This window comes from Peribacillus sp. P4_D6, assembly GCF_056401795.1.
Map to the genome: position 1 here is coordinate 48,389 of NZ_JBFUIQ010000020.1, position 12,035 is coordinate 60,423.

Sequence of the window (12,035 nt, forward strand, 5' to 3'; positions counted from 1 at the left end):
CATTATTTTTGATTTATGGTGTAATCAATATGTAAGAAAGGCATGCCAAAGATTCGCATTTTGTGATGTGCTGTGAGTATTCCCGCAATTGTTTCATTAATTAAAAAGTGCTCGGATAATGGAAGCTTGAAAAGCGCTTTGCCAGCTGCTAAATAAATACCAGAGTCACTTTCTCCCTCGCTCGAAAGAATAAGAGAGCCATCGATAGCGTCAAGCTGTAAAATACCAATCATTGACGAATAAGGAAGAGGAAGTGCTATATTCATATACGTCCTGCCCTCCGTTTTATGCTGAGAATAAATGGCCACAAATACGGTATTCTCCTTCACCTGGCGAATCCATGCGCGTGGATTTTTCCTCCCATCTAGCGGTTGATCAACAGCACGTATTTTATATGTCATTTCAGTACGTTTACTTGAGATGGGCAGGTTCAACTGCTGTAGTTTTGTACTTATCAATTTATAGCACACCGCAAACGGTATAAACCAAGTTGCCCATTTTACAGAAGCAAATAACCGATACTGATCTGTGTTCTCATAAAAATGGACGATTGTTTTTGGTAAAGTTTTGATATCAACAAAATCACTTAGTTCATCCACTAGTCCTGGGTGTTGCTTGCCTGCTCCTTTTAACACACCTCGAATTCGGCTCACTGGGAAATTCCAGACATCCTGCTTCGTTTTAGGAGGGACAAGCACCCAACCTAGTACGCCTAACATGCCAAAAATCAAACAGTTAAATAAGCCATGAAATTTCAGCATAAAATCAATACTAACAAACCAAAGTCCAAACGAATTATTTGTCGCATAAAGCAATGAAAATAAGATTGTGATGCCTAGTGCACTGAATGATAGCCGTATTAATATCGTCTGCAAGTGTGAAAGGAAGCGTGTTCGGTATGCAAGTACGATTAAGGTGTAAATGGCAAATATATATAGCAACACAGAGATGAATTCCAGTAACGGCGAAAATGAAATGCCAATGGCGACGAGTATGGGACCCGATAAAATAATTGGCACAATTAATCGATACCATGTTGAATCGTGTAAGCGTCCAAAAAACCCAAGAGATATGGGCAATAAGAAGGCAGAGTAATGAAAATGAATAGCTGTTAACCAAGTGATTAGTGGACTAAAACCTGTATCAATTCCCGCAATATAAGCAAAGAACCATAGTCCGCCTACAAATAAATACATCATCCCGATATCAATCGATATTTCTGCCCAGTTTGTAAAACCACGCTGAAAAAACCGTTTTAGCCCATAACATGCCACAAAAAAGGTTAAAATCATATAAATGAAAGCGAGTACCATCTGTCCTGTACTTGATGGGATAACTTGCAATAAAAAGATGGAGAGCATAGCAATCCAATTGAAAATAATATGTTTCCTCTTTGTTTCTAATAGTAGCTGGAGCATAAGTGGCACGAAAATCAACTGTGCAGCTGTCAGCATTAACAAATAGGGTTCAGATGTCAAAATGCTGCTTGCTATGAAAAAGAACACACCTGCAATGGTGATTGAACTAAACAGTCTGCTCCTTAAATTCGCCTTCATAAGCCATCAACCTTCCTACGATTCGGTTTCGTATATCGACTTGAATCGTAAATACTTCTCGGGCATCATCATACCCTTCCTCAACGGTCACAACTCCTTCTAATAACCGAAGAATTGGAAACTCTAGGTTACCTATAACGATACGTTGAGGCCCAGAGCGAATGTTTATGCGCCCTTCAGGTGTCACCGTAAACTTTAAATCCGAATAAAATAAGCTCGGCTCCCCTAAATAATCCTTCACAACACCACGCTTCGTATCAACCGTCATATATGCATTAAAATGCCGAGTAATCTCTTCAAAATAAAAAGTACGCTCCCAATATATTTCTGCCTCACCAGTCGGCAATGATCTACAGGTATTTTTGATCGAAAACGGCACATTCTTCCCTTTTTCGGGAAAAAGAAATTTCCAGCGTGTTGCAAATTTAAAAAAGGGTTTTAGCCAGAAAGCTCCCGTTTCAATCTTTGACATCATTCCGACCCCATTAAACGGTTTATCAATTGGTAGGGCATAACGCTCTTGTAGCTTAGGATGAAGTCTTTGAAAATCCCCACCTAAGAGGTCTTGGTAGATTGTCATTATGATTCACCCTTTCTCGTACGCTTGCAACTTGTTGCCGATGGCAAATCAGTTGCGAGTAAGAAGCTAATAATGGAAAGAACCCACAGACTAGCATTAAATGTAATAGGGTTAAACGGGTGTAATGAGAATGAAGGACTAGCGATCAAGGCACTAATGGTCAATACTGGAAAAGCAATCATCTGCAGAACAAGTAAATGTCTTTTCTTACGATAAAGTAGCCATACCACTGCAAATAAAATCTCGAGAACGCCTATTATCCCTACACCCTTTACAGCAGCAGTCCCCTCCAAGGAAGTTAAACTAGATAGCATCGATACTTCCTCAGGATGTTTGGCAATCATCTTCGGTATTAGCCCATGATAAAGCCAAACAAAGAAAAAGAGCATTGTTACTATAGTGTTAATAATGAAACGTACATACTGTGATCGTGGCGATTCCCCCTTTTCGATCCAGCGTTTTAGCACATCAAAGCTTAGAGCTGTTGCCCACCCCATGATTGGCCGAAAAAAGATGTCTAAAAGCCGTCCAAATAAACCATAACGTACATTATAGTCATATTGGGTGAGAAATGTGGTTCCGTTATCTGTCGGAATATACTGCCAATATCCTTTACCTTCACAAATTGGCGAAATTTTTTGATCGGTACCAAAGTGAAGAGAAGATGTCTTTGAACCATCCTTCTTATTATGCGTACCGATACTTTTACCCCAGCCAGCGACTTTTATCCAACATCCCAATTTCGTTTCATATAAAAAGGATTGCGGATCATCTTCTGATTTTTTCGGTAAATAGGTAATAGAAGAAAAACGCAAATCCCATTGTTCATGTAGTTCAGGCTTTTGAGTCATACGCCATACTTCGTCTATAGTTGCCTGAATTGGAATTTCCACATAGATCGGTTTGTTTTTCATAAATGTCACCTCCATTAATAAAGTAACATAAGTTTCATTACACAATGTTAGAATTTATGAAATCGCTGTAAGAGTGATAGAGTTTGAAAGACACTCTAAGAACTTATTTTATCTCTCAATTATCTGGCCCAATTGCTGAACAGAGGTTAAACAGCACTCTCTAACTATCCTGCCCCGTTCGTACAATTGGTTACTCGATGTACTTCCACCTCTTTATCCTACTATTAATTCAATCAAACTCCACCCTCTTTCGAGGTGTAGCTTTTAAATAAAGTTTAATCAAAAATATCTCGCAAACCCACATTTTATGATAAATAAAAAGAATCTATTTTGAAAAAAGATTGATCAAAATAGATTACTATTCAGAATATTCCAGTTCAATTTTTATAAAATATTTTAATCAATTTCAGTGTATCTAAAGTTTATTCGGCCTTCTCGAATTGAATGTGCCAGCTTTCCATGACTTTCCCGGATGGGTTGATGGACAGAAGCATTAGCTGAAATATTTGCCGATTTAGCCATCAGTGCACCTCCTCGATCATCCATCCTGCAAGATCGGACGGACCGGCCGACTTCTTATTGTTGGCGGAGCCGTCGCGTGGACGAAGCATGCCGCCAACGAGACGAAGTCCCTGTTTCCTCGTCATGAATCGTCCGATCTGCGTACCTATATAATTCTGTGTACCCGGAACGACATACAGCTTCCCGTCCTTCAATGCCCGAAGTGCAACTTCCACTACCCGCTCCGGTGTGTCTTTCTTACCGACGGCGGCTTCTTCCGCGCCTACGACGTTGAAGAAGCCGGTGTCCGTCGCTCCGGGACAAAGCGTGAAAAATTGGACGCCACTGTTGCGGTTTTCCCACCACAAGGCTTGGGTAAACGACAAGACGAAGGCTTTCGTTGCTCCGTATACGGCCATATAGGGAAGGGGCTGAAATCCGGCGGTCGATGCGACATTGATAACGGCCCCAGAGTTTCTACACAACATATCCGGCAAGAACAAGTGCGTCATATCTACAACAGCGGCAACATTGAGCATGACTTCCTCATGCTGGCGCACGCCTGACACTTGTTCAAACAAACCGTGTGTGGCAAAGCCGGCGTTGTTGACTAGCAATTCGATCTCTAAATTCAGAAGTTGACATTGCCGATATAACTCGCCTGGCGCGCCCTCTTTGCCAAGATCGGTAGGAATCACCTCGACCTTGACGCCGTATTTCTTTCTAAGCTCCGATGCCAGGTTCTCCAGCTTGTTTTTCGATCGGGCTACGAGTACAAGGTTGCCACCCTCTTTGGCCAATTGTCGGGCGAATTGCTCTCCGATGCCGGATGAAGCTCCCGTGACAAGCGCCCAATTTCCTTTTATGTTCATTGTGCAACTCTCCTATCCACTTTTTTATAATTAGGAAACAGTGTTACTTTTTCCTTAAAAATAATTCCTGACTCTCATAAGAGTCAAGAATTATGATGCGTTCTGGTAACACTGTTTCTAATTGGAATCATTGTAACTAAGCTTTTTAAGAAAGTCAACATCGTTTTTTGAATCGTTGGTTTTTGGCATCCCTTGCAACATTGACAACGCTCCGACAATTATATTAAAATTCCTGTTAAGAGCTGGAAACATTGTTTCTTACTAAAAATGTATTAATTGAGGGTGATAGCGATGACAGACCAAAATAATTCCTTCGATGCAAATACGCAAAAGTTGGAAACATATCAGGAGGCTCGCTTGAAAAATATTGAAAATCTTCGAAAGCTCGTCGTCGATGCTGCGGCAACGATTTTGTACGATGAGGGTCCTGAAGCTGTGACGGTGCGTAAAGTTGCGCAGAAGATGAATTGCTCAACCAAAATCATATACAACCTGTTTGTCAATAAAGATGGACTGGCTCAGCAGCTTTATCTCGACGGCTGCAAGCTTCTCGCCAACGAATTCGAGATAACGCCGCGCGCTGACGATCCGATGCAGCAGCTGTTTAATTTAGGCGAAACCTTCTGGCAATTCGGGCAGCGATACTCCGGTTATTACAAGCTGATGTTCGGAGGAGCCTTCGCGGATTTCAAACCAGACGAGGAGAGCATACACGGCACCGTAACAGCCATGCGGCAATTGTTGACGGTAATTGGTAATGCGCAAGAGCAGGGACTGATTACCGGTCCGTATGACACGGAAACCGTCGTCCGTATCTTCTGGGCGTCGCTCCACGGTGTTATCCATCTTTACATGTGCGGACATTTTGGTGATGTGCAGACCGCACATGCCGTTTACGAGCAAACGTTGTCTTTGGTTGTCGGTTCGTTATTTTCGAGTTGAGGCTTCTAGAGAGGGAAAAAGCACCTTAGGGTGTCTTTTCTTTATTTTTTAACACGTCGTAACTTTATTTCAAAACGACACGAGGGTATTTTTTTAATACAAGCAACCTTGATAAATGAATAAATAGAAAGGGCATGTTTTGAAAAAGATTAATCAAAACATGCCCTTATACTATTTAATTGATTAGGGGATTGTTTACTTCTTAACCTCCTAAAGCTCTTACACGTGCAGCTAATTGATCAAGAGCTTCTTGAACAGTAGTCGGTATTGGTGGGTCGTAATCCGCAGGAACAGCAGGTGTATAGGCTAGCCCAAAAGCATCATCAACTCTAATTAATGTTGTACCAGTTCCTACAAGAGTCACTCGAGACCGAATAGGTATAGAGTCTACTGTCGCTCTGACTCTTGTACTTACATTATTAACCCCATTAACGATTAACCTTCCTGAATTAGGGAAAGGACTGAAAATATTTTCCGTTATAGCAAAACTGGTTAAATTCAAAGGGTCAATTGGAATATGACCAGATTGAACATTAATGATGATATTTCCATTTATTCCTCCACCCACTAAATTAACTTGGGTATCCGTAGTAGCTTGTGAATTAATAATGATATTTCCACCAGTGACGAATGAAGCAAACATTATCATGTTAATCCCATTTTGAGTGTAACCAGAAGATAGCAACGAGTCTCGAATATTGACTTGATTAACCGAAGTCGTTAAAGCTGTGAAGGTTGGTGAGGGAGTCAAATTAACACTAACAAAGAATAACTTCCCACTAAAACTACTAGCAGTCACAAAGTTAAAATCAAGTGGTGCAGCTAACAAAGTCAAATCCACAAATCCCGATCGATTATCATTTTGAAATCCAGTTTCAAACCATGATGGATCATTAATATCGAAAGGTATCGATAGTCTGGTTAATAAAGTACTGGTTCCCACCAATTGTACGTTTGCCTTTAGATGTATTAATGGTTCTGTATAGTTACCTGGACCAATAGAAATAGCATACCGTTTAGTTGGTGAAGCATCTAGAATAGATGCCATGGCCGCAGTGACTGTCAAGAATGGATTACATTCAGAACCGTCAGCAGTCGCATCATTACCAGCTTTATTTACATAAACGATTTGAGTGGCTATTGGTGGAGGTTCAATACAGGATTCTGGCGCAAGGAAGATATCGACCATAAATTGTAAAGCTGCTGGATTGTTCAAACTGGATGGATTGGAAGAATAAATAGGTTGTTGCAGGTAATTGGTTACCTCAAATGAAACAACGATTTTAAACGTTCTAGAGACAGATGGTAAATTATCCGGAGTAGTAAAGCGAGTAGAATACACACGAGTATCTTGGAAGGTAAAGGGTGGATTATTGATTGTTAATCGACGGCAGGATTATTTGGTTCGCCTGCGATCAATAAAAATTCATCTAACCCCTCAGGCTGAGGGGACACCTTTACAAACGTACCTCCAATTTCTTCAAAAAGTTCAATTTTTGCTTCCATGGCATTGTCAGCAAACGCACCTAAAGAAACACTAAATGACGCAGTTAAACCGGCAGAGACTATAAACGGCTCAGAAGCAATAGCAAAAGATACGGTCTGACCATCTGATGTAGGCTGATCCCAAATATACTCAGGATTGGGAACCGAGCCAAAGGGGGAAAAAGGTTGTGCAATTGTATCATTATCAAATTTTTGTAAAGATTTCCAGGTAGGGGGCTAACACGACGGGCAACAACATCTGGATGATCACCTGTATTATTTGCTGCATTCATTGCAGCTTGATCCCTATCAGAACCAAGAAATACATCACTTGCATTACTCACAAGCCTTTGAAAAGGGGAAATTGCCATATTATGTCAAACACTTCCTTTATAGTTTTCCTGTATTGTATGAACATACTGGACTAGCTGCTTGTGCAGTTTTTAAATCCCTTGTTGAAATTAACCTACCCCTTTGAGCATTTGAGAAATATACCTATCATACTGGGAGAGTTCAATAAGAAAAAGGACAATTAGCTATTGCTAATCATCTCTTTCGCTTTAGCGTAAATAGTGGATCGTGGAATGCCGGTCATTTTAGCTATATCATTAACGCTTAAACCGTTAGATTCTCTTTCCTCATACAGCTTTAACGCTTTCTTAACGTCCTTTTCGTCCCATATGCTTACCCTGTGCCTTTGTCCTTTCACGTCCCTCAGTGGTTCTATCTTGATTAAATCACGTTCAAACTCAGCAATAGCACCCAGCATAGTAAACATTAGCTTTCCTGATGGTGTACTAAAATCAATCTGTTCTTTGATGAATACTAAAGCTATTCCACGTTCTTCTAAATCCTTAGCAATCTTTTGTAGGTCAAAGGTGGAACGTGCTAACCTATCCATTTTGTAAACAACTAGCTTGCACCTTCCCTTAAATAGTCCAAACCCTTAGCGAGTAGATTTAGCACCACTCTGTTTCTCCATAAAAATCTTATTGTAACCATATTCTTGTTCATATAAGTGTACTTTTACGAACACAAACGATAAAACAACAAAAAGAAAGCCTGAAGCGTTTTCGCTCCAGGCTAATTCTATATATTATAACTTTTAGATTCCTACTTTTAGAGGTACCGCTAACATTTCGGAAATTCTGTACTCTTAAGCAAATTTCAACCTAAAAAAAGTCGATTTCCTGTTTTGATAAGGAATCGACTTTTTTGTTCGCTGTTAGACTAACGCACCCGTTATTTCTATAAGAAAAGTAATTCTTATTAAAGTATCGCACCCTTTAACGGAACAACTCTATTGCCACTCAAAAATCCCCTTGAACCATTTTTAAATTTCAGATGTACTTTATCTCTTGAGCATAAAAATACCCCTTTAGAGGATATTATCTAAAGGGGTAAAATGATGCAACTTTATTATAAACATCGTGACTTTATTTCAAAGACACATCATTTTCCCTTTAATTCAGCTAAATAGTGACTTACGGCACTTTCAACTAGTTCATAAACCGTCCTATCATGAATGATTGCTTGTATTTTTAGTTCCTTCATAAGTTCAACATCCATATCGATGAGTATAGGAATTCAGGCGAAAAAGGCTGAACCAGCTTTATTCAAAGCTTTTCTTAGTGATTTTTCTGAAAGATGAACATCAGCCCTTTTGGCAATATTCGCTGGTATATCAGTTATAATTAACTCCAAGATTTTACCGATTTTCATTTAGTGCGCTCACGGGAAAACCAATACTTTGTTTTGATATTTCGATAAGTCCCAATGTCTTTGATCAGCTCGGCAATAAGATCATAACCGCAATATGTGTGCCTCAGCGTGCTAAATTCATCCAATGTGACATAATCATCACTCTTTAATTCAACGTGACACTCTCCACAACAAATCCCCATATCCAACACCTCCAAAAAGTATATTAATATATTCGTCGAAACTTGGTGGCCATCCTTCTTTCGTACAAAAAACAGGTCTATTGACGGTCCTTTAATGTTTGTTAGTTTTTCAAAATTATCTATACCTAATTATAAAAAATCTTAATAAATAAAGGAGAGTACATATTAGCCATGTATAATATGTACTCTCCTTTTTTCTTTTAGTGAACTAAACCAGCTAATAGTTTGTCAATATTTTTCATTAAAAACTAAAAATTCTTCATGCTATACTAAAAAAGGGTATACCTAATAACCCTCCATTTTCTCGTAATTGGAAGGTTTTGTGTTATTTAGTTAGATATAGGTCCTATGCTATATCTCGGAAAGTCGTTTTGCTTTTTAACAGGGCAAAAATCCAATGTAAGAGCTTGTTAACACATGCGATTACAGCTACTTTAAAAGGCTTTCCTTCTTTACGCTTCTTGTCGTAAAACTCACGCATTTTTTTGTTGCGAGGGATGACTTCATCAGTCGTTTTCTTCTTGCGACAATCACGAATAGCACAACGAACTGCCATATATAAGGCATGGCGAAGTCTGCTAGATCCTCGTTTTGTGATCCGATTCTTGGTGGCAGTAAACTTACCAGATTCGAATACACTAGGATCAATTCCAGCGAAAGCTACAAGCTTCTTAGGATTGTTAAATCGATCTATCTCACCAATTTCAGAAATAATCGTTGCCGCGATCTTTTCTCCGATACCTGGGATAGATTTGATGATATTATATTCTTCAACTTCTTTAGCGAGAGCATCTATCTCTGTCTCTAACTTGGATAGGTGCTCTTTGTATTGAAGAATGATGTTTATAAATATACTAAGACTCAAAATATGACTCTGATACAAAGTCTTTTCAAAAGGATTTCGGTTTGCTGCAGCTTTGAGTTCAATAGCTTTTTTATTAGCCCATCTGGATGAGCGACTTTTACATAATTGAGCGATTTTGTCAGCTATTGTTTCTAAGCTTGCCTCTAATATGTCTTCAGATGAGGGAAACTCTGAAAGAGTTAAGAGTGATACTACTGAATATAAGTCACCGAAAACCCCTCTATATTCGGGGAAGACTTGGTCCAAAATGGCTTGAAATTGTAGCTTTGTTTGAATCAATACGCCAGTTATATTCCCGTGCTGTCTTGTAAGATTCCGAAGGTTTAATAGTTGAACTCCACGTTTTTTATATGGCTCTAAGTCTTCTTTATAAAACAGCTCGCAGAGATGGTAAGCATCAACCGCATCTGTCTTTACTTTCCTAAGACTTGAACTTTTAGCCTTATAAGAAATCAGTGGATTAATGATGATCAATAAATACCCACGGTCCTCCAAGTATTGAACAACAGAGGTATGATAATGTCCTGTTGCTTCAAGGACGATAGGTGGTTTCTTACCTGTTTCTCTCTTTATTTCATCCAGAAATTTTTCAAGTAAACCAAGACCCTCAACAGTATGAGAAACTTTAAAACTCTTACGATATGGTTTGCCTTTATCTGAAAATGCCTGAACTTGACTTTCTCCTTTTGAAACATCCAGACCAATGACTGGATTCATTCAAACTCCTCCTCCTAAACTAATAATTTGCCAGTACCCCTAATTCCTCCATGCAGTGTCACAGCTTCGCTTGTTATACGAGATCTAAGTCCCAACCAGCCTCAATCATGTTTCTACAAGTAGGGGGCGAACGGTTTAGTTGACGGGGTCAAAGCCCCATGGGCAGTTACGTTCTACCCTGGCTACTGTTATAGTAAAACCAAATAAAAAATGGTCAACCAGAAAWATAAACTGTACCCTATAGAGTAGACACTAAAAAAAGGTCTGCTCTGTAGGGTACTTTTATGTATAATGAAAAAAATGGGAGAATCGGAGAACAATTAAATGCCAAAAAAACTCTTTACTGAGAAAGAAATAGAAATACTATCTAATAATCCATATGTTAAATCTATAAGTTCAAAGGGTGTTACATATACAGACGAATTTAAGAGGATTTTTATAGCTGAAAATGAAAATGGTAAGTTGCCAAGGCAGATTTTCGAGGAGAATGGTTTTAATATTGAAGTCATAGGTATTGTCAGAGTACAAAGGGCAGCCTCCAGATGGCGTACTGCTTATAAAAAATCAGGAGTATTGGGACTTAGGGATACGCGTAGTGATAATTCGGGGAGACCAACTCAGAAGGAGCTTTCTCTAGAAGAAAAGAATGCTAGATTAGAAGCACAAAATCAATTGTTGARAGCTGAGAATGAGTTACTAAAAAAGTTAGACATGATGGAAAGGGRGATGAAGAAAAACGAGTAAAAGTCTCTGCTGAACAGAGGTTTCTTTTAATACGTTCAGTAATAGAAAAGTATCTACTTAAAAATATGGTGAGTTTCTTATGCGAAATTGCGGGAGTTTCTCGCTCTGGTTTTTATAACTACTTTTCTTCACAAGCTCAGGAAAGAAGAGASCTAAGAGAAGAAAAAGACTTGATACTTAAAGAAAATATTTTAAATGCTTTTCATTTTAAACGCCGYAAAAAAGGTGCACGCCAGATTAAGATGACGTTAGAAGGACAGTTTCGAATTACATATAACTTRAAGCGAATCCGAAGGATTATGAGGAAATACAAGATTGTTTGTCCTATTAGAAGAACCAACCCTTATCAGAAGATGTTGAAAGCCACTCAAGAACACACCATTCTGCCGAACTTATTAAACCGAGAGTTTAAACAAGCAAYTCCAGGAAAAGTATTACTTACTGATATTACATATTTATATTATGACAATAGACAAAAGGCTTATTTATCCACGATTAAAGATAGTTCAACGAATGAAATACTTGCCTATAATGTGTCTAGCCGAATGACATTAGATTTAGCTACAGATACATTAGTAAAGTTAACGAAGAATAAACGAGTAAAGTTTGCCGAAGGGGCCTTTATTCACTCTGATCAAGGAGTACACTATACTAGTCCCACTTTTCAGAAACACGTAAAAAAACTAGGACTTGGGCAATCCATGTCTAGAAGAGGGAACTGTTGGGATAACGCTCCCCTAGAGTCCTTCTTTGGTCATTTCAAAGATGAAGCCTATATTAAACCTTGTAATACTATAGAAGAACTTAAAAAGGAAATAAGAAGTTATATGACGTACTATAACAATTTCAGATATCAATGGAACTTAAAGAAGATGACTCCTGTTCAATACAGAAATCACCTTCTCCAAGTGGCATAACCTTTTTTAAAAATGTCCTTTACATAGGGTACAGTTTA

The 12,035-nt window shown here is 38.8% G+C and carries 12 protein-coding genes and 1 pseudogene; 2 read left to right on the plus strand and 11 right to left on the minus strand.

Translation table 11 applies throughout. The features are described from left to right. Positions 1–2: 2 nt before the first annotated feature. The 5 genes from AC1DVB_RS09410 to AC1DVB_RS09430 form a co-directional block, all read right to left on the minus strand. Positions 3–1,556, minus strand: coding sequence for a YndJ family protein (locus AC1DVB_RS09410; protein ID WP_477589045.1), 1,554 nt, complete (start codon positions 1,554–1,556; stop codon positions 3–5). Continuing rightward, positions 1,525–2,136 (minus strand): DUF4166 domain-containing protein, encoded by a 612-nt coding sequence (locus AC1DVB_RS09415; RefSeq protein ID WP_057276092.1) that lies wholly within the window; start codon positions 2,134–2,136, stop codon positions 1,525–1,527. Before AC1DVB_RS09415 ends, AC1DVB_RS09410 begins: the two co-directional genes overlap by 32 nt. Beyond that, positions 2,136–3,050, minus strand: coding sequence for a DoxX-like family protein (locus AC1DVB_RS09420; RefSeq protein WP_057276093.1), 915 nt, complete (start codon positions 3,048–3,050; stop codon positions 2,136–2,138). The genes AC1DVB_RS09415 and AC1DVB_RS09420 overlap by 1 nt, the downstream gene beginning before the upstream one ends. Positions 3,051–3,446: 396 nt before the next feature. After that, positions 3,447–3,572, minus strand: a complete 126-nt coding sequence (locus tag AC1DVB_RS09425; RefSeq protein WP_262983613.1) for a hypothetical protein — start codon at positions 3,570–3,572, stop codon at positions 3,447–3,449. Then, positions 3,572–4,423 (minus strand): SDR family NAD(P)-dependent oxidoreductase, encoded by an 852-nt coding sequence (locus AC1DVB_RS09430; RefSeq protein ID WP_057276094.1) that lies wholly within the window; start codon positions 4,421–4,423, stop codon positions 3,572–3,574. Before AC1DVB_RS09430 ends, AC1DVB_RS09425 begins: the two co-directional genes overlap by 1 nt. A 291-nt stretch (positions 4,424–4,714) precedes the next feature. Between AC1DVB_RS09430 and AC1DVB_RS09435 the strand changes: the two genes are divergently transcribed. After that, entirely contained in the window at positions 4,715–5,365 is a 651-nt protein-coding gene (locus AC1DVB_RS09435; RefSeq protein ID WP_057276095.1) for a TetR/AcrR family transcriptional regulator, read from the plus strand. A gap of 202 nt (positions 5,366–5,567) precedes the next feature. On the opposite strand, the gene AC1DVB_RS09440 is transcribed toward AC1DVB_RS09435, so the two are convergent. The 6 genes and pseudogenes from AC1DVB_RS09440 to AC1DVB_RS09465 form a co-directional block, all read right to left on the minus strand. Next, entirely contained in the window at positions 5,568–6,707 is a 1,140-nt protein-coding gene (locus AC1DVB_RS09440) for an exosporium leader peptide (protein WP_318269909.1), read from the minus strand. Between the two features lie 38 nt (positions 6,708–6,745). Beyond that, entirely contained in the window at positions 6,746–6,871 is a 126-nt protein-coding gene (locus AC1DVB_RS09445; protein WP_477589049.1) for a hypothetical protein, read from the minus strand. 511 nt (positions 6,872–7,382) lie between these two features. Next, positions 7,383–7,856 (minus strand): annotated as a pseudogene (locus AC1DVB_RS09450) (recombinase family protein); the annotation flags it as partial. 581 nt (positions 7,857–8,437) lie between these two features. Further along, positions 8,438–8,572 carry a hypothetical protein gene (locus AC1DVB_RS09455; RefSeq protein WP_268750788.1) on the minus strand — a complete coding sequence of 45 codons (135 nt, stop codon included), beginning with the start codon at positions 8,570–8,572 and terminating at the stop codon, positions 8,438–8,440. Then, a complete protein-coding gene (locus tag AC1DVB_RS09460; protein WP_034306238.1) occupies positions 8,569–8,754 on the minus strand; it encodes a hypothetical protein in 186 nt (61 codons plus the stop codon). The genes AC1DVB_RS09455 and AC1DVB_RS09460 overlap by 4 nt, the downstream gene beginning before the upstream one ends. A 346-nt stretch (positions 8,755–9,100) precedes the next feature. Continuing rightward, positions 9,101–10,336: an IS110 family RNA-guided transposase gene (locus AC1DVB_RS09465; protein WP_477589051.1), complete on the minus strand. Its 1,236-nt coding sequence runs from the start codon at positions 10,334–10,336 to the stop codon at positions 9,101–9,103. 324 nt (positions 10,337–10,660) lie between these two features. Here AC1DVB_RS09465 and AC1DVB_RS09470 point away from each other — a divergent pair. Next, a protein-coding gene (locus tag AC1DVB_RS09470; RefSeq protein WP_477589053.1) for an IS3 family transposase occupies positions 10,661–11,997 on the plus strand; the annotation gives its coding sequence in 2 pieces (ribosomal slippage) (positions 10,661–11,045 and positions 11,045–11,997; 1,338 coding nt in all). Positions 11,998–12,035 lie beyond the last annotated feature (38 nt).

Coding starts and splice junctions, on each gene's coding strand:
- AC1DVB_RS09425 (WP_262983613.1), bottom strand. CDS start 3,572: ATGGCTAAATCGGCAAATATTTCAGCTAATGCTTCTGTCCATCAACCC.
- AC1DVB_RS09430 (WP_057276094.1), bottom strand. CDS start 4,423: ATGAACATAAAAGGAAATTGGGCGCTTGTCACGGGAGCTTCATCCGGC.
- AC1DVB_RS09460 (WP_034306238.1), bottom strand. CDS start 8,754: ATGGGGATTTGTTGTGGAGAGTGTCACGTTGAATTAAAGAGTGATGAT.
- AC1DVB_RS09465 (WP_477589051.1), bottom strand. CDS start 10,336: ATGAATCCAGTCATTGGTCTGGATGTTTCAAAAGGAGAAAGTCAAGTT.
- AC1DVB_RS09445 (WP_477589049.1), bottom strand. CDS start 6,871: ATGGAAGCAAAAATTGAACTTTTTGAAGAAATTGGAGGTACGTTTGTA.
- AC1DVB_RS09420 (WP_057276093.1), bottom strand. CDS start 3,050: ATGAAAAACAAACCGATCTATGTGGAAATTCCAATTCAGGCAACTATA.
- AC1DVB_RS09455 (WP_268750788.1), bottom strand. CDS start 8,572: ATGAAAATCGGTAAAATCTTGGAGTTAATTATAACTGATATACCAGCG.
- AC1DVB_RS09435 (WP_057276095.1), top strand. CDS start 4,715: ATGACAGACCAAAATAATTCCTTCGATGCAAATACGCAAAAGTTGGAA.
- AC1DVB_RS09415 (WP_057276092.1), bottom strand. CDS start 2,136: ATGACAATCTACCAAGACCTCTTAGGTGGGGATTTTCAAAGACTTCAT.
- AC1DVB_RS09410 (WP_477589045.1), bottom strand. CDS start 1,556: ATGAAGGCGAATTTAAGGAGCAGACTGTTTAGTTCAATCACCATTGCA.